16 protein-coding genes are annotated in these 16,399 nt (G+C 74.5%); 8 read left to right on the top strand and 8 right to left on the bottom strand.

Features of this window, described 5'->3' with window-relative positions; all coding sequences use genetic code 11:
• Positions 1–5 precede the first annotated feature (5 nt).
• The 5 genes from AC0GKK_RS23370 to AC0GKK_RS23350 all read right to left on the bottom strand — a co-directional run bounded on the left by AC0GKK_RS23370 (position 6) and on the right by AC0GKK_RS23350 (position 5,451).
• The gene (locus AC0GKK_RS23370) at positions 6–968 is read right to left on the bottom strand and encodes a DUF8129 domain-containing protein (RefSeq protein ID WP_489882525.1); all 963 of its coding nucleotides are present in this window, start codon (positions 966–968) and stop codon (positions 6–8) included.
• Between the two features lie 87 nt (positions 969–1,055).
• Positions 1,056–1,514, bottom strand: a complete 459-nt coding sequence (locus AC0GKK_RS23365; protein WP_489882524.1) for a GyrI-like domain-containing protein — start codon at positions 1,512–1,514, stop codon at positions 1,056–1,058.
• A gap of 61 nt (positions 1,515–1,575) precedes the next feature.
• The gene (locus AC0GKK_RS23360; protein WP_489882523.1) at positions 1,576–3,492 is read right to left on the bottom strand and encodes a S9 family peptidase; all 1,917 of its coding nucleotides are present in this window, start codon (positions 3,490–3,492) and stop codon (positions 1,576–1,578) included.
• 46 nt (positions 3,493–3,538) lie between these two features.
• Positions 3,539–4,819 carry an MFS transporter gene (locus tag AC0GKK_RS23355; protein WP_357439729.1) on the bottom strand — a complete coding sequence of 427 codons (1,281 nt, stop codon included), beginning with the start codon at positions 4,817–4,819 and terminating at the stop codon, positions 3,539–3,541.
• Positions 4,816–5,451, bottom strand: coding sequence for a DUF3159 domain-containing protein (locus AC0GKK_RS23350; protein WP_100878273.1), 636 nt, complete (start codon positions 5,449–5,451; stop codon positions 4,816–4,818). Before AC0GKK_RS23350 ends, AC0GKK_RS23355 begins: the two co-directional genes overlap by 4 nt.
• 138 nt (positions 5,452–5,589) lie before the next feature.
• Between AC0GKK_RS23350 and AC0GKK_RS23345 the strand changes: the two genes are divergently transcribed.
• The 4 genes from AC0GKK_RS23345 (at position 5,590) to AC0GKK_RS23330 (ending at position 10,917) form a co-directional block, all read left to right on the top strand.
• Positions 5,590–6,315 carry a MerR family transcriptional regulator gene (locus tag AC0GKK_RS23345; protein ID WP_489882522.1) on the top strand — a complete coding sequence of 242 codons (726 nt, stop codon included), beginning with the start codon at positions 5,590–5,592 and terminating at the stop codon, positions 6,313–6,315.
• A 97-nt stretch (positions 6,316–6,412) separates the two neighbouring features.
• Entirely contained in the window at positions 6,413–6,535 is a 123-nt protein-coding gene (locus tag AC0GKK_RS23340) for a DUF4177 domain-containing protein (RefSeq protein WP_489882521.1), read from the top strand.
• 44 nt (positions 6,536–6,579) lie between these two features.
• Entirely contained in the window at positions 6,580–7,743 is a 1,164-nt protein-coding gene (locus tag AC0GKK_RS23335) for a DUF1990 family protein (protein ID WP_482638005.1), read from the top strand.
• Between the two features lie 102 nt (positions 7,744–7,845).
• Positions 7,846–10,917: a DEAD/DEAH box helicase gene (locus AC0GKK_RS23330; protein ID WP_489882520.1), complete on the top strand. Its 3,072-nt coding sequence runs from the start codon at positions 7,846–7,848 to the stop codon at positions 10,915–10,917.
• Between the two features lie 73 nt (positions 10,918–10,990).
• Here the strand turns inward: AC0GKK_RS23330 and AC0GKK_RS23325 are convergent, their stop codons facing one another.
• A complete protein-coding gene (locus tag AC0GKK_RS23325) occupies positions 10,991–11,458 on the bottom strand; it encodes a hypothetical protein (protein WP_357547258.1) in 468 nt (155 codons plus the stop codon).
• A 130-nt stretch (positions 11,459–11,588) separates the two neighbouring features.
• Here AC0GKK_RS23325 and AC0GKK_RS23320 point away from each other — a divergent pair, with 130 nt between their 5' ends.
• Both AC0GKK_RS23320 and AC0GKK_RS23315 read left to right on the top strand, forming a co-directional pair.
• Positions 11,589–12,341, top strand: coding sequence for a DUF1275 family protein (locus AC0GKK_RS23320; RefSeq protein WP_489882519.1), 753 nt, complete (start codon positions 11,589–11,591; stop codon positions 12,339–12,341).
• A gap of 87 nt (positions 12,342–12,428) precedes the next feature.
• On the top strand, positions 12,429–13,781 hold the full coding sequence (locus AC0GKK_RS23315; RefSeq protein ID WP_489882518.1) for a spinster family MFS transporter: 1,353 nt from the start codon (positions 12,429–12,431) through the stop codon (positions 13,779–13,781).
• Positions 13,782–13,790: 9 nt separating this feature from the next.
• Here the strand turns inward: AC0GKK_RS23315 and AC0GKK_RS23310 are convergent, their stop codons facing one another.
• A complete protein-coding gene (locus tag AC0GKK_RS23310; RefSeq protein WP_224401902.1) occupies positions 13,791–14,387 on the bottom strand; it encodes a hypothetical protein in 597 nt (198 codons plus the stop codon).
• A gap of 116 nt (positions 14,388–14,503) precedes the next feature.
• The gene (locus tag AC0GKK_RS23305) at positions 14,504–14,938 is read right to left on the bottom strand and encodes a MarR family transcriptional regulator (protein WP_350590727.1); all 435 of its coding nucleotides are present in this window, start codon (positions 14,936–14,938) and stop codon (positions 14,504–14,506) included.
• Positions 14,939–14,996: 58 nt separating this feature from the next.
• Here AC0GKK_RS23305 and AC0GKK_RS23300 point away from each other — a divergent pair, with 58 nt between their 5' ends.
• Entirely contained in the window at positions 14,997–15,518 is a 522-nt protein-coding gene (locus AC0GKK_RS23300) for a phenolic acid decarboxylase (RefSeq protein ID WP_062396536.1), read from the top strand.
• Positions 15,515–16,390, top strand: coding sequence for an alpha/beta hydrolase fold domain-containing protein (locus AC0GKK_RS23295; protein ID WP_350590729.1), 876 nt, complete (start codon positions 15,515–15,517; stop codon positions 16,388–16,390). Before AC0GKK_RS23300 ends, AC0GKK_RS23295 begins: the two co-directional genes overlap by 4 nt.
• Positions 16,391–16,399: the final 9 nt, after the last annotated feature.

Here is a 16,399-nt window from a genome sequence, read left to right as displayed (position 1 = left end):
CCACGTCAGTGCGCGACCGTCTCGCGGGCCACCTCGGCGTGCCGGGTGCGGGCCGCGGTGAGCACGCCCGCCCGGTTCTTGTGCTGCTCCTCGTAGCGCAGCACGGCCTGCACGTCCTCGGGCGCGTCGAGCTCGCGGACGGCGCGGGCCGCGTCGGGGACGGACAGATCGTCGTAGCCGTCGACCGGGAGTTCGCCGGCGCCGAGCGCGCCGCGGGACCGGCGGGTGTCGTGCAGCGCCCGGGCGGCGTCGCCGGCCCGCTCGCGGCGGGCGATGTCCTCGGCGCGCTCCAGCGCGGCGTCCAGCCCGGAGCCGAGGACGTCGGCGGCGTCGCGCCCGGCGCGGTCGGCGCCGTCGCCGAGTGCCGACGCGGTGCGCCGCACCCGTTCCCCGGCCCGGGACAGCTCGTGCCCGGCCCGGTTCAGGCCGACGGCGCCGAGGCGGGCCGGGAGCCGCACGACGTCGGTGACGGCGCCGCGCACGACCTGCAGCGGGGTGGCCCGCAGCGGCGCGGGCCCGCCGACGGCCTCCTCGGCGAGCACGGTGGTCAGCCACTCGACGGTCTCGGTGTGGGCCTCGACGAGCTCGCCGGCGAGGCGGTGCACCCGGTCGGGCCCCGACGCGGTCAGCGCCTGCAGGTAGCGGGCGCGGTCCTGCAGCTGCCGCTCCAGCGCGAGGTCGCCGAGCAGCGCCTCGTCGAAGCGCTGGGCCTGCTCGACCTGGCTCTTCACGAACGCGAGGATCCGGCCGCCGACGGCACCGACCAGGTCGGGTACGGCGTCGAGCTCGCGCAGGGCGTCCTGGATGCGGCCGAGGCGGGCCTCGGCGCGGCGGGCGTTGTCGGTGAGCTCGCGGCGGGTCTCGTCGGTGCGGGCCTGCACGGTGCGCAGGCCCGCGATCCGGTTCTCGGTGCGGGTCAGCTGCTCCAGCACACGGAGCTGGGCGACCACGGCGGCGGTATCGGTCACGAACACGTCCTCTTGCGGCGACGACAGGGTCGCTCAGCGCCTACCCGCGATCCGCGGTCCCACTCCTCCCGATCGGTGCCGCTCCGGTCAGGTCACCGGAATGTTCAGCTCGGTGCGCAGGTCGGCGGGGTCCATGTCCGGCGACGGCTCGGTGAGGTAGACCTCCCAGAACACGTCGCCGCCGCGCAGGCCCTGGCCGGCGACCCACTCCCCCAGCCGCTGCCAGGCGGCGCCGAGCCCGTCGAACGACCCGGCGTGGACGACGCGGGCCACCCGGCAGGCGGGGAGCGAGCCGGCGACGACGTCGCCGTCCGGGGTGACCTCCCGGTCGGTGGGGAACCCCGTCTCGAGGTCGGCGGTCGTCGTCAGCGGCCCCCGGTACAGCGCGAACGCCGGTCCGGTCACCGTCACCCCCTGCCCCGAGACGGTCCCGGGGAGGACGGAGTAGGCGCGGTCGAAGAACGCGGGCAGGTCGGTGACCGGGACCGTGCCGCGGACGACGGCGGTGGGGCAGGCGGTGACCTCGAGGAGCTCGGGGGTGGTCATGGACGGGTCCTTCCGGCGGGGTGGGTGGTCCACCGGGGTGGACCGCGCCGGGTGTGCGGACTCATCGGTCCGCGCGGGGCGCGAGGTGGGTGGCGAGGAAGCGGTCGGCGGCCTCGAACATGGTGGCCAGGTTCTCCGGGTTGACGATGGCGTGCCCCTCGTCGTCGAACACCAGGTAGTCGACGTCGACCCCGCGTCCGCGTAGCGCCGCGACGAGGTTGTCGGACTCGGCGCGCACCACCCGGACGTCGTTGGCGCCCTGCACCACCATCAGCGGGGTGCGGATGTCGTCGGCCCGGGTGATCGGCGAGCGGGCCAGCATGTCGGCCTCCTGCGCCGGGTCGGCCGGGTCGCCGACGTAGCGGTACCAGTTGTTGACCAGGCCGGGCCGGGTGAACTCCGGCACGGTGCGCAGGAAGTCCGCCAGGTTCGAGATGCCGACGTACTCCACCGCCGCGGCGAAGCGGTCCGGGGTGAACGCGACCCCGACCAGGGTCGCGTAGCCACCGTAGGAGCCGCCGAACATCGCGACCCGGTCCGGGTCGGCGTACCCGCGGGCGACGGCCCAGTCGACGGCGTCGATCAGGTCGTCGTGCATGGCGCCGGCGAACTCCCCGACCGCGGCCTCCATGTGGGCGCGGCCGAACCCGTAGGACCCCCGGAACTGCGGCTGCAGCACCGCGTAGCCGCGGTTCGCCCACAGCTGCACGCTCGCGTCGAAGCCCCACCAGTCCCGGGCCCACGGCCCGCCGTGCGGCATCAGCACCAGCGGCAGCCCCTCGGGCGCGACGCCGACCGGCAGCGTCAGGTAGGCGGGCATCTCCCGTCCGTCGCGGGCGGTGATCGTGACCGCCTCGACCGGCGCGAGCTGTGCCGGGTCGAGGTCGGCGCGCGGGCGGAACAGCAGCCGCGACTCCCCCGTGGCGCGGTCGTGGAACCAGGTCTGGGGGTCGCGGTCGTGGACGAAGGTCGCGACCCAGCGTCGGCCCTCGACGTCGCCGGAGACACTGGACAGGTCGCCGTCGCACAGGTCGCGCAACGCGACGAGCACCTCGGCGAAGTCCGGGTCGACGGCCCGGATCTCCTGGCGCGCACCGAGGTAGCGGACGCCGAGCAGTTCCCCGGTGGCCCGGTGCCGGATCAGCGCCGACGGGAGGCTGGGGAAGATCTGGGCGCGGATGTCGATGTCGTGCTCGGGGTGCCGGTCGACCTCGGTGACCTCGCCGGTGGTGGTGTCGAGCCGGCCGAGGTGCAGCCGGTCGCCGTCGCCGTACGTGCCGACCCAGATGCCGGTGCCGTCCGGGGTCGGCTCGTAGGGGTACACGCCGATCGGATGGGCGTCACCGTCGACGGTCGCGACCAGGTCGTCGCCGCGCCACACCTGCGCGACGCCGTCCGCGGTGAGGGTCTCGCGCAGCAGCTCGTCGCCGACGAGGATCCAGCCGTCGCCGCCGCCGGGGCTCTGCGCGAGCACCGTCATCTCCCCGGTCGCGACCTCGAGCTCGCACAGGTCGAACTCCACGGGGTTGCGGGCGTTGCTCTGCAGCAGCAGCGTCCCGGGCCGCTCCGGGCGCTGCTCGAGGCCGAAGGTCGTCGCGCCCTCGAACGGGGTGAGGTCCACCGCGGGCGCGTCCGGCGCGGTCAGGTCGACGCGGAACACGTGCCAGTTCTCGTCGCCGCCGGTGTCCTGCAGGTAGAGGAGGTAGCGGGGATCGTCGGTCCAGAGGTAGCGCAGTACGGTGCGGGTCTCGTCGGCGGTGACACAGCGCTCACCGCTGCCGTCCACATCGGACACCCACACGTTCAGGCGTCCCTTCCACGGGGCCAGGAAGGCGATACGGGTGCCGTCCGGGGAGATCGTGGCGGCGGTGCGGTCGGGCATGCGCAGCAGGTCGCGGGCGGGGATCCGGTCGGGCAGGGCCATGGTGGTCTCCGGGGTCGGGGTGGCGGTCGGGATGGCGGTCGGGGCGGCGGTCACAACGCGGTCGGGATCCGGTGGCGGCGCAGCGGCCGCAGCCGTCGGCTCACCGGGCACCCGCCGTCGCCGGGGCCGGGGCGGCGGCGTCGCCCGTACCCGGCTCGCCGAGGTCACGGAACGCGGGCGCCACCAGCGCGACGAGCGCGGTGCCGACCGCGACCGCGGCGAGCGCGATCCCGGCGGCGCCGAGGCCGACCGCGGACGCCAGCGCCGCGACCGGCGCCGCGGTCAGTGCGGGCGCGGCGAGCAGCAGGGTGTTCTGCGCCCCGAGGACGCGGCCGCGCAGGGCGTCCGGGGTGGCCTCGATGGTGAGGACCCCGAGCACCGCGCCGACCGGGGCGTTGGTGAACCCCACGAGCGCGGCGGCGCCGAGCACCACCCACGGTGAGGCCAGGCTCCCGACCAGCGCGAAGCCGGTGCCGAAGCCGAGCATCCCGACCACGAACCAGGTCCGGCGCCGCACCCGGTTCACCAGCGCCGCGTACAGCACGGAGCCGGCCAGCCCGCCCGCGGCGAGCGCACTCAGCGTCAGCCCGGCGAGCGCGGGCAGGTCCAGCGCCGTGAAGTAGGCGGGCATCAGCGTCGTCTGCAGGGCCGCGATGACGGCGACCAGCACCGCCGACACCAGCGTCGCCCCGAGCACCAGCCGCTGCCCGGCGAGGAACACCCACGACGCCGCGAGATCCCGCACGGCCCTGCGCACCGCACCCCCCGGAGCGGTGCGCAGAACCCCCTCGACCCGTCCGGCCCGCGGGTCCAGCAGCGCCGCGGTCAGCGCCGCGAGCAGGCTCGTCGACGCGGTCACCACCAGCACCGTCGACGCCGGGCCGGCCAGCGCGACCAGCAGACCGCCGATCGCCGGGCCGGCCAGCAGCAGCACGTTGGCCAGGTTCTCCCGCAGCGCGATCAGGCGGTCCAGCCGGCCGGGCCGCGGGTCGAGCCGGACCAGTGCCGGCAGCAGGACCTCCTGCGCGGTCATCGCGGGCACCCGCACGACCGCGCCGAGCACGCCGAGCACCAGGAAGGCGGTCATGCCGAGCCCCCACAGCGCGTCGACGACCGGCAGCGCCGCCACCACCGCGGCCCCCAGGACCCCGGCGACGACCGTGACCAGCCTGCGGTCGACCCGGTCCACGACCAGCCCCGAGACCAGCCCGGTCAGCGCGGACGCCGTGGTCGTCACCGTCGCCAGCACGCCCGCGGCCAGCACGTCCCCGGTGCGCTGCAGGACCAGCAGCGGCAGGACCGCCGCCATGATCCCGCCGCCGAGCAGGGTCAGCCCGTAGGCGGCGAGCCACAGTGCCGGGCTGCGTCGCAGCGTGCTCACCGGACCAGGGCCTTGGTGCTGCGCCGGAACGCCCAGACGACCACCAGCGCGGCCAGCACGGTCAGCGGTGTGCCCATGGCGACCCGGGCGATGCCCAGCCCGCCGGTCGCCTCGGCGACGTAGAGCCACTGCTGGATCCCGAACCGCGCGCCGAGCACCAGCGCCGCGGCACCGGTGGCGAGGTCGTGGGCGCGCAGGACCGCGGGCGTCGAGCGCCAGGGGTGCGTGCCCCCGTGGACGGCGTTCCAGATCACGCCGGTGATCGGCCGGCGGGCCAGCAGCGACCCGGCCGTGACGACGAACCCGGCCAGGGAGGCCCAGATGCCGATCACGAAGAAGTCGCGCGCCGACCCGGTCCAGGCGACGATCCCGGCCGCCAGCGCGACGCCGAGCAGGCTGCCGACCGCCGAGCTGAACTTCTCCCGCTGCAGCAGCCGGTACCCGAACAGGGCCAGGCCGGTCGCGACGGCGATGCCGATGGTCAGCGGCAGGGACAGGAACGCGTTCGCCGTCACGAACACGATCACCGGGATCGTCGAGTAGACGAACCCCGCGGTCCCGCCCATCTGGTCGAGCAGGCTCGGGGTGGCTCGGTCGCGGGTCCTGTCGTGCTGCGGCTCGGTCATGGTCATGCCGTCCTCCCTCGTCGTGATGTGCTGCAACGAGGGAAGGCCGTGCCGCCACGGCACACTCAAGCCCGAGGGCCCATCCTGTGGTTCAGGTCACTGCCCGCTTGACCGTGCCGCGACGGCACGGTGTGGGCTCGCCCCATGACGTGGAGCACCCGGGAGATCGCCGAGCTGGCCGGCACCAGCCTGCGGGCGGTGCGGCACTACCACGAGGTGGGGTTGCTGACCGAGCCCGCACGACGGGCGAACGGCTACAAGCAGTACGGCGTCGAGCACCTGGTCCGGCTGCTGCGCATCAAGCGCCTGGCCGACCTCGGGTTCTCGCTGCCGCAGATCGCCGACACCCTCGACGACCGTGACCACCCCGAGCAGGCGCTGCGCACACTCGATGCCGAGCTGGCCGCCACCGTCGACCGGCTGCAGCGGGCGCGCGTCGAGCTCGCCGCGATCCTGGATCGGCGCGCACCGGCGGACCTGCCGGTCGAGCTGGTACCCGCGCAGGCGTCGTCGCTGACCGACGCGGACCGCTCGCTGGTACTGCTCATGACCCGGGTCATGGGGCCGCGCAAGCTCGCCGCGTACGGCGCGCTACTGCGCGACATGCCGGCCGACCCCACCGACGGCGAGTTCGACACGCTGCACGCCGACGCCGGGGAGGACGTCCGCCGCGACCTCGCCGAGCGCATGCTGCCGCACGTGCGTCGGGTGCAGGAGGCCCACCCGGAGCTGCGCGGCCCGGACGACGACGCCCCGCGCGGGGCCCGGGTGCTCGCCGAGACGACGAACGCGGCGATGCAGGAGCTGTACAACCCGGCCCAGGTCGACGTGCTCGTCCGGCTCGCGACGCTGCTGCGGGCCGACCACTGACCGCTGTCCATCACATGATCGATCGAGAGGGAGAGAGATGTTCGACCACAAGCTGCTGAAGTACAAGCTCGGCTGAAAGGGCTTCGACTACGCCGGGATGGAGCAGGAGCTGAACGAGCTCGGGACGCAGGGATGGGAGGCGGTGGGGACCCTCGTGCCCTCGTCGGGCAACGGGCAGGCGCTCGAGGTCGTGGTGATCATGAAGCGGGCGCGGGGGTGAGCGGACGGCCGGCGTCGATCCGGCCGGACCGGGTACCCGCGCGTGTGTCCGACTCCGCCCCACCACCCCGCCGGCATCCGTTCGACCTCGACCCGCGCTTCGGTGCGGCGCTGCTGCCGTTCGGGGTGTGCGACGCATCCGACGCCCACGTCGACCTCGACAGCGACGGCCTGCGGATCCGCTTCGGCCACTTCTCGCTCGTCACACCGGTCCGCAACCTCGCGGGGGCGCAGATCACCGGCCCGTTCCGCGCGGTGAAGGCGCTCGGCGTCCGGCTGTCGCTCGCCGACCGGGGCGTGACGTTCGGCAGCGCCACCGAGCGCGGGGTGTGCATCCGGTTCCACCGCCCCGTCCCGGCACTCGACCCACTCGGCGCGCTGCGCCACCCCGGGGTGACGGTGACCGTCGCCGACCCGGAGCGGCTGGCCGCGGCGGTGGAGCACCACGCCTCGCAGACCCGGCTCAGCACCGCACGCCGGGCGGATCCGACCCCGCAGCCGGGCCCGGTCCGCCGCGCCGGTGCGGTGGCGCGCTACCCCGCGGGCCTCGCGCTCGCCTCCACCCGCTACCTGCGCCGGCTCCCGCACGTCGACCGCACCGCGGAGACCGGCGACGCCTCCGACCTGCCACCGGCGCTGCCCGAGGAGTTCCTCGACGCGCACCTCAAGACCGTCGGGGAAGGCTCCGGCCCGCTGCTGCACCGCACCTTCACCGTCGACGTCCGCGGCAGTGACCTCGACGCCGCCGCCCTGATGGAACGGGTGTGCGCCGACCTCGACCGCGCCGCCCCCTCCGAGGTCGTCACCTTCCGCAAGAAGCGCGGCCGGCTCGGGGAGGTCTCGCCCGGCGACGAGTACGTCGTCCACATGCCCGCGCCCTGGGACGGCCCGGTGCGCGTGGTGCACCGTGACGCGACGTCGTTCCGCCTCGCGACCCTGGCCGGGCACCTGGAGGCCGGTCAGATCGAATTCTCGGCCCGCGACACAGGCCGGGGGCTCGAGTTCCGCATCGAGGCCTGGTCACGCCCCGGGGACCGCGCATCGGCGCTGGTGTTCGACGTGCTGCGGGTCGGGAAGGAGATCCAGCTACACATGTGGACGCACTTCTGCCTGCGCGCGGGAGACCTGTCGGGTGGGCGGGTCACCGACGGGGTGCGGGTGCGGACGCGGCGCGCGTCCTGGCCGCCGCGGGGTGGGCGGCGGGGCTGAGACCGCGAGCGGGGGCGGCGCACGGTCGGGTGACACGCCGGCCGGCCGGCGACGATGGGCGACGGTCCCCGTTCTGTCGGGGTGACCCGGCAAGCTGGCGCCGTGACCGAACCCCTGCGCGCCGGGGCGCACGAACGTCTGCGCACCGCCCGGCTCGACACCGCCCTCGCCGCCGTCGGCGACCTGACCCCGCGCTGGGACGAGGTCGAGGAGGCGACCCAGCCGCGGGTGCTGTCCCGTCACGTGGCCGCGGTCGTCGAGCAGGCGCTGGCCGACCGGGATCCGGAACAGCGGGTCGCGCTGGTCAACCGGCTGCTCGCCCAGGTCGAGCGCGAGGAACAGCTCTCCGCCGACCTGCAGCAGCTCATCGCGCTCACCCGGGAGATCGCACCCGGGGTGCACGAGGTCCGGCGCCCCCTGACCCCGCTGTCGGACGCGGCGCTGTTCACCAACGCCGCCGGCGAACCGAAGCTGCACACCGCGCTGCAGTCCGAGCTGTCCAGCGCCGACCGGGTCGACCTGCTGTGCGCGTTCATCCGCTGGCACGGCATCCGGCTGCTGGAGACCGAGCTCGACGTCCTGCACGAGCGTGGCGTCCCGTTCCGGGTCATCACCACCACCTACATGGGCGCCACCGAGCAGCGGGCGGTCGACGAGCTCGTCCGGCGGCACGGCGCCGAGATGAGGGTCAGCTACGCGAGCGCGACCACCCGGCTGCACGCGAAGGCGTGGCTGTTCCGCCGGGAGTCCGGCTTCGACACCGCGTTCGTCGGGAGCTCGAACCTGTCGCGGTCCGCGCTGGTCGACGGTCTGGAGTGGAACGTCCGGCTGTCCTCGGTGGCCACGCCGGAGCTGATCCGCAAGTTCACCTCGACGTTCGACTCCTACTGGGCTGCGCCCGACTTCGTCTCCTACGACCCGGACCTCCCCGCCGACTCGCAGCGTCTCGCCGACGCCCTGGGCCGTCACCAGGACGGCACCACCCCGTTGTCCGGGCTGGAGGTCCGCCCGTTCCCGCACCAGGAGCAGATCCTCGAAGCCCTCGCGACCGAACGCGAGGTGCACGACCGGCACCGCAACCTCGTCATCGCCGCGACCGGGACCGGCAAGACCGTCGTCGCGGCGCTGGACTACGCGCGGCTGCGCCACGCGCACCCGAGGCTGCTGTTCGTCGCGCACCGCAAGGAGATCCTCGACCAGTCCCGGCGCACCTACCGCACCGTGCTCGCCGACGGCGCCTTCGGCGAGACCTACGTCGGTGGGGACCGCCCGCAGCGCTGGAACCACGTGTTCGCCTCGGTGCAGTCACTGGCGTCCTACGGGGTGGAGAACATCCCGCCCGACCACTTCGACGTCGTCGTGATCGACGAGTTCCACCACGCGGCCTCGCCCACCTACCGCGCGTTGCTCGACCACCTGCGGCCCGCCGAGTTCCTGGGTCTGACCGCGACCCCCGAACGCTCCGACGGCGTCGACGTCCGTGACCTGTTCTTCGAGGGGCGTACCGCCGCCGAACTGCGCCTGTGGGATGCGTTGTCGGCGGACCTGCTGGTGCCCTTCCACTACTTCGGGGTCGCCGACGACGTCGACCTCACCGGGATCGAGTGGAAGCGCGGCAGCTACGACACCGTCTCCCTCGACGGCCTCTACACCGGCAACGACGCCCGCGCCGCCAAGGTCGTCCGCGAGACCCGTGCCAAGGTCACCGACGTGACCGCGATGCGGGCGCTCGGGTTCTGCGTCTCGGTCGCGCACGCCGAGTACATGGCGCGGGTGTTCACCGCGGCCGGCATCCCCAGCGAGGCGGTCACCGGGCAGACGGCCCGCGACGACCGTGACGGCGCCCTGCGGCGGCTGCGGGACCGTCGGGTGAACTGCCTGTTCGCCGTCAACGTGTTCAACGAGGGGCTCGACGTGCCGCAGGTCGACACCGTCCTGCTGCTGCGCCCCACCCAGAGCGCGACCGTGTTCCTCCAGCAGCTCGGCCGCGGGCTGCGACGCGCTCCGGACAAGGCGGTGCTCACCGTCCTGGACTTCATCGGCCAGCACCGCCGCGAGTTCCGCTTCGACCTGCGCCTCCGGGCTCTGACCGGCAGCAGCCGGGCCGGGGTCGTCCGCGACGTCGAGGAGGGCTTCCCGTTCCTGCCGTCCGGCTCGGCGATGGTGCTGGACCCGGTCGCCCGCGACATCGTGCTGGACAACGTGCGCAGCCGGCTCCGCCTGTCCCGCAGGGACCTCATCGCCGACGTCCGTTCGCACGGCGAGTCGGCCCTGGCCCGCTACCTGCACGAGTCCGGCGGCGAGCTGGCCGACGTCTACCGCGGCAAGGGCTCCTGGACGGCGCTCCGCCGGGACGCGGGCCTGACCGTCCCGGCCACCGGACCGGACGAGACCGCGCTGCTCCGGCGGCTCGCCATGCTGACCCACGTCGACGACCCCGAGCGGGCCGCCGTCTACGCCCGCGTCGCCGAGGCGGCCGGTCCGGGCTACGCCGAGCTGACCGAGCGCGAGCAGCGGCTGGCCCGGATGCTGTTCTTCCAGCTCTGGCCCGACCGCGGCGGGTTCGACAGCTACCAGGCCGGGGTCGACCACCTGCGCCGCCACCCCGCGGTCTGCGCCGAGATCCGCGAGCTGACCGCGTACACGCTCGACCAGGCCCGGCACCTGCCGCGCTCGCTGGGCGAGGGGCTGCAGAACGTGCCGCTGCAGAGCCACGCGCACTACCGGCGCGAGGAGATCCTGGCCGCCCTGGACTGGGCCTCCTTCGACCGCAAGGCATCCGGGCATGCGACCGGCGTGGTCTGGGCCGACGTCCCGCGGGTCGACGCGCTGCTGGTCAACCTGCACAAGACCGAGCGGGACTTCTCCCCCACCACGATGTACCGGGACTTCGCGCTGCAGCCCGACCTGTTCCACTGGGAGTCGCAGAACGCGGCCTCCCCGGAGACGGGGACGGGCCGGCGCTACCTGACCCACGCCGAGCAGGGCAGCCACGTGGTGCTGTTCGTACGGGACTCCCCCGGCGACGACATCGGCCCGGGCGCGCCGTTCCTGTGCCTCGGCGCCTGCCGGTACGTCTCCCACCAGGGCAGCAAGCCGATCGCGATCACCTGGAAGCTGCGCCGCGCGATGCCGGGCGAGACGTTCCGGGCGGCGAGCGTCGTGGCGTCCTGACCCGGAGCGGGTAACGTGCCGGAGGCGGCATCGCCGGCCGGGGACAGATCCGTCCGGACACTCGCCCTCCGGTTCAGCCTCCCCCACTCGACGCGGCGGCCGCGTTCTGCTGCTCCCACACCGAGAGCACGACCGCGACGACGAACAGCTGCGCCGGCAGGCTCAGACCCGGCAAGGTCGCTTCGGCCCCGCCGCGCCACCAGCTCGACCTCCGGATCGTCCCGGCGGTCCGGTCGCCCTCGACGAGGTGCTGCTCGGAGCTCCACACCGAGGCCCGGCGGAAGCGGTAGGACCGGCCGTCGGCGGTGACGGTCCAGTGCTTGCGACCAGCCCGCTCCGCCGTGGCGACGACGGTCCCCGCGGAGTCGGTCATCGTGTAGGTCCTGCCCCAGACGGTCGATCCGATCCGGTACTCGCGGCCCTCGACCTGGATCTGCCCGCCGGAGCGCCACCAGTGCGAGCTGAAGGTGCTGACCGGCGCGCCGTCCAGTGTGAACTCGTAGTCGCGGCGCCATACGCTCGTCCGCTCGGCACGCAGCATGGGGTGATCGAACCATCCGAGTCCTCGGCACACCGCGCAGGCCGGGTGGGCGGGGACTCGGCCGGGCGGCGAGCTGATCATTGCCCGCCGCTTAGCGTCCCCTTAGGCCGAACGGCCGAATGCTGCCGCCGTGCTCACCACAGATCATGACAAGCGGACGACCCGGATCTTCGCGGCGGTACCGCTGCTGCTCGCCGCGGCGGCGGGCGCCCTGGACGGGGCCTCGTTCACGGCGTTCCACGACGTGGTCGTCAGCGCCATGACCGGCAGCTTCGTCGCGCTCGGCCGGGGGCTGGGGTCGGTCGCGGCGCTCGCCCCCGCGGCCTGGGCACTGGGCGGCTACGTGCTGGGCCTGGTCGCCGGCACCGTGACGGCGGGTCTGGCCGAGCGGAGGCTTCCGGCCCGGGGCGCCGTCGGTGTCACGCTCGGCCTGGAGCTCGCGGTCCTGTCCGCGTTCGGCCTCGCGTGGCTGCTCGGCGGGCCGGGACACACCTTCCCTGTGGAGCCGATGATCGGGACGGCGACGCTGGCGATGGGGCTGCAGGGGGCGGCGCTGCGCCGGATCGGTCCGGCCGGCACTCCCACCAACTACTTCACCGGGGTCGTCACCAACTGGGTGTCGGGCATGGTCGACCCGGCCGGGCGCAGCTGGAACCCCGGCGCCGGAGCCCGCATCGCGGTCTTCGTGCTCGCCGTCGCCGCGACGGGCTCGCTGCACCGGGTCCTCCCGGCCGGAGTGGTCGCCGTGCCGGTGGCCCTGGTCGCCGCCGCGACGGTGCTCGCCCTGGCCTCGGCGCGCTCCCGGCGCGCCGTCGGGCTGCGCCCGGCCGGCCACACCGCGGCCCGGACCCGGTCGCTGGTGGTGACTCCGACCGGGGTGTGAGCCGCGGACGGTGACGGATTCGTCCCCGTCGGGCAGTCTGACCGGCGTGGCCGCAACGACGCGTCCACGCCGAGGACCGGGGGTCACATGACGACCGAACGGGAACGCTTCCTGCCCACCGAGCAGGGCGAACAGGCCCCCAACGCCGGCCGGGTGCTGGCGCTGCTGTTCGCCGCCAACACGTTCAACTTCTACGACCGGGCCGTCCCGGCGATCGTCGCCGAGCCCGTCAAGCTCGAGTTCGGGCTCTCCGACCTGCAGATCGGCGTCCTGGCCGCCGCGTTCACCGTCGTCTACGCCCTGTGCGGGCTCCCCCTCGGGCGCCTCGCCGACCACCGCTCGCGGGCCCGGATCATGGGGTGGGGCATCGTCGCGTGGAGCCTGCTGACGGCCGCGAGCGGCGCGGCCTGGAACTACGTCTCGCTGCTGCTGATGCGGGTCGGCGTCGGTATCGGCGAGGCCAGCTACGCGCCCGCCGCGAACTCCACGATCGCCGACCTCTACCCGGCGGGGAAGCGGGCGCGGGCGTTCGGGCTGTTCCAGCTCGGGCTGCCGGTCGGGCTCGTGCTCGCCTACTTCTCGGTCGGTGCGATCGCCGAGGCGTTCGGGACGTGGCGGGCCCCGTTCGTGCTGGCCGCGATCCCCGGGCTGCTCATCGCGGCCGGGTTCTTCCTGGTGCGCGAGCCCCGCCGCGGGGCGTCCGAACCGGCGTCGACGACCACGGTCGAGGCGACACCGGCACCGGTCGACCGGCCGTTCCGGCGGATCCTGGCCGTCCCGACGATGTGGTTCCTGATCGTCGCCGGGATCGGCGCGAACCTCGCCGCCTACTCGGTCAACACGTTCACTGTGCCGCTGTTCCAGCGCTACTTCGGTGCGTCCCTGACCGGGGCGGCGGTGCTGACCGGCGTCGTCGTCGGTGTGACGGGGCTGGTCGGGCTGCTCGTCGGCGGCTGGGTGTCGGACCGGGCCGCCCGCCGCTCGACGGGTGCGCGGGTGCTGGTCGGCGCGGTGGCGACGCTGGTGTCGGTCCCGCTGACCTGGTTCGCGCTGTCCGTGGGGCCGGAGGCGACGGGCACGTTCGTCGTGCTGTTCGGCGCCGGCTGGCTGCTGCAGTACCTCTACTACACCTCGGCCTACCCTGCCGTTGCCGACGTCGTCGGGCCGCGGCTGCGGTCGACGGCGACGGCGGTGTTCTTCGCCGCGTTCTACCTGCTGGGCGGCGCGGTCGGGCCGGTGATCGCCGGTGCCCTGTCGGACGCGTTCGCCGCGGACGCCCTCGCCGCGGGCGCGAGCCCGGCCGACGCGGCGGCGAACGGGCTGCGGCAGGCCCTCGCCGTGATCGTGCCGCTGTCGATGGCGATCGCGTCGGCGGGGCTGTTGCTCGCCGCCCGCACGGTGCGCCGGGACAACGAGCGGATGACCGCGGCCACCGGCTGACCCGGGCTCTCAGCCGGGCAGCCGGGTCCAGTCCCGGTCGTCGACGTCGGTGCCGAACGCGTCGAGCGTCACCGTCGTCGAGTCCTGGCGCTGCTCCGGCAGCCGGATCCGGCGCACGTGGGCGCCGTCGAGCCACACCTCGCCCGGCTCGCCGTCGCCGGTGGTGACGGTCAGGCGTCGCCACCGCTCGCCGCGGTCGGCGACGACGCCGTGGTCGTGGGCCTCGGTGACGTCGGCGAGCCGGTCGAACGCCGCCAGCGGGGTGACGATCCGGCCGGGATCGGTGAGGCCCAGCCGGTCGAGCCTGCGGCCGGGCCGCCCGCTCCAGACCCGGTCCTCGATCTGCACGAACGCGATGTGGTCGTGGCCCACCATCGCGCGGCGCCGGGTGAGGTCGAGGACTCCGCTGGTGACGACCTGCCGCGGCACCCGGCGCAGGACGGCCCGCGCCAGAGCCGGGAGCGGGCGCCGGCGCCGCGGGAGCGCCTCGCCCACGGCGCGGGTCCCGGACATGTCCATCAGCAGGGTGGCACGGGCGGTGCCGGCCGCGACGGTGCGGCCGACGGCGTCGCGCAGGCGGACCATGGCCGGGCTCTCGGTGGTCATCGTGGGGCCTTTCGCCGGTGGCTCGGGAACAGACACCTGCGAGCCTGCCCGTCGGCGCGGCCCGGCGAATCGGTCCGGAGGACGATCCGGGTCTCCACCGCAGGGAGGAGGCCGGGTCAGCCGGCGTCGAGCGCGCCGGTCAGCCGGGCCAGTACAGGAGCGGCGGCGGCCAGGGCGGCGCGCTCGGCGGGGGCGAGGCGGTCGAGCGCCGCACCGAGCAGGGCCTCGGCCGCCGCGTCGTAGCGTTCCAGCGCCCCGGCCGCCCGCGCGGAGACGGCGACGACCACCGTCCGCTGGTTCGCCCCCGCCCGCCGCTCGACGAATCCGGCGGCGGTCAGCGTGCGCAGCAGGTTGCTCACCGTGGACCGTGCCAGACGCAGCGCCGCCGCCAGTTCGCTCGGCGCGAGCGGCCCTCCCGCCGCCAGCGTGCGGAGCAGCTCGATCTGGGCCTCGGACAGGTCCGGCAGATCGGCGGCGATACGGGTGCGGCGCAGCAGGGTCCGGCGCAGCGGGCCGAGCTCGCGGCCGATCAGCGCGGCGGTCGTCGTCACCGGGGCAGTGTCGCACGACGCATTTCCCACAAAATAGTTTTGTTGCAATACTATCGTCATGGACGAAGAGGATCTGACCGCCGTCGTCGGGCACCGGTTCATCTACACCTACGACACCGGCTGGCAGTACGAGATGTACGTCAAGAACGACCACACCATCGACTACCGGATCCACAGCGGTCACGTCGGCGGGCGTTGGGTGCGCGACCAGGAGGTGGACCTGGTCCGGCTCGACGAGGGCGTCTACAAGCTGTCCTGGAACGAGCCGACCGGCACCTCGGTCGTGGTCTGCGTGATGCCGGCCCGGCGGCGTCTGCACGGCACCATCTTCTTCCCGCGCTGGGTCGCCGACGACGGCACGGAGACCGTCTGCTTCCAGAACGACCACCTCGACCGCATGCGGGAGCTGCGCGACGCGGGGCCGACCCACCCGATCGAGACGATCCCCGAGTTCGCGAAGATCACCCTGTTCGAGTTCGTCGGCGTCGACGACGAGACCGTGGTCGCCGTCGGCCCCGACGAGCTGCCCCCCGGCTTCGCCGCGCGCACCGATCCCGGATCCGACCGGGTGCACGCGTGAATCCGCTGCTGGTGCGGGCCGCGATCGGCCTGCTCCGCCACGCGCCCGGTGGACCACGGTCGCGGGTCGCGCCCGCCGGGACCCGCACGCTGAGCGCGCCCACCCGGCACGGTGCGGCTCCGGTGACGGTGTACCCCGGCGGGGACGGGAGCCCGGTGCACGTCAACCTGCACGGCGGCGGCTACGTCCTGCCCGGCCGTCACCAGGACCAGGAATGGTGCCGGACACTCGCCGCGACCGGAGTGACCGTGCTCGACGTCGAGTACGTCCTCGCTCCGGAGCATCCGTTCCCGGCTGCGGTCGAGCAGACGCTCGACGTCCTGGCCTGGGCCGCAGCCCCGGAGACGGCGCACGGCGGCGACGGAGGCCGCCTGACGGTCGGCGGACAGAGCGCGGGCGGCGGTCTGGCCGCCGCGGCCGCACGCCACCTCCTCGCCACGGGCCGCGGACCCCGGATCGCACTGCAGGTGCTGCACTACCCGCCCCTCGACCTCGCCAGCGAGCCCGGGACGAAGCGGGCGCGGACCGCGAAGCCCCTCATCGGACCGCGGATCTCCCGGCTGTTCAACGCCGCCTACCTCCCGGCGCCGGAGGCCGCCCGCAACCCGCTGGCCTCCCCGGCCGCTCCCGGCGACGACGCCGACCTCACCGGAATCACGCCGGCCGTCGTCGTCACCGCCGAGCTGGACACACTGCGCGACGAGGCCGTCCGGTACGCGAACCGTCTCCGGGCGGCCGGTGCGCTGGTCGAACACATCGACGTCCCCGGCGCCGACCACGCCTACGACCTGCGCGGTGGCCCTCCGGGCGTCGTGGCGGACGTCCGGGCCCGGCTGGCAGCGCACATCCGGGGGGCGCACCAGGGCGCCTAGGCTCGTCCC

The sequence above is a fragment of the Pseudonocardia sp. P-1 genome (assembly GCF_058111925.1).
The sequence above is the reverse complement of the archived record's forward strand: the minus strand, read 5'-3'. Positions and strand labels throughout refer to the sequence as shown.

Excerpts from the sequence above, each read along its gene's own strand:
- AC0GKK_RS23340 (WP_489882521.1), top strand. The coding sequence starts at position 6,413 with ATGGAGCAGGAGCTGAACGAGCTCGGGACGCAGGGATGGGAGGCGGTG.
- AC0GKK_RS23350 (WP_100878273.1), bottom strand. The coding sequence starts at position 5,451 with ATGACCATGACCGAGCCGCAGCACGACAGGACCCGCGACCGAGCCACC.
- AC0GKK_RS23300 (WP_062396536.1), top strand. The coding sequence starts at position 14,997 with ATGGACGAAGAGGATCTGACCGCCGTCGTCGGGCACCGGTTCATCTAC.
- AC0GKK_RS23365 (WP_489882524.1), bottom strand. The coding sequence starts at position 1,514 with ATGACCACCCCCGAGCTCCTCGAGGTCACCGCCTGCCCCACCGCCGTC.
- AC0GKK_RS23345 (WP_489882522.1), top strand. The coding sequence starts at position 5,590 with ATGACGTGGAGCACCCGGGAGATCGCCGAGCTGGCCGGCACCAGCCTG.
- AC0GKK_RS23315 (WP_489882518.1), top strand. The coding sequence starts at position 12,429 with ATGACGACCGAACGGGAACGCTTCCTGCCCACCGAGCAGGGCGAACAG.
- AC0GKK_RS23325 (WP_357547258.1), bottom strand. The coding sequence starts at position 11,458 with ATGCTGCGTGCCGAGCGGACGAGCGTATGGCGCCGCGACTACGAGTTC.
- AC0GKK_RS23310 (WP_224401902.1), bottom strand. The coding sequence starts at position 14,387 with ATGACCACCGAGAGCCCGGCCATGGTCCGCCTGCGCGACGCCGTCGGC.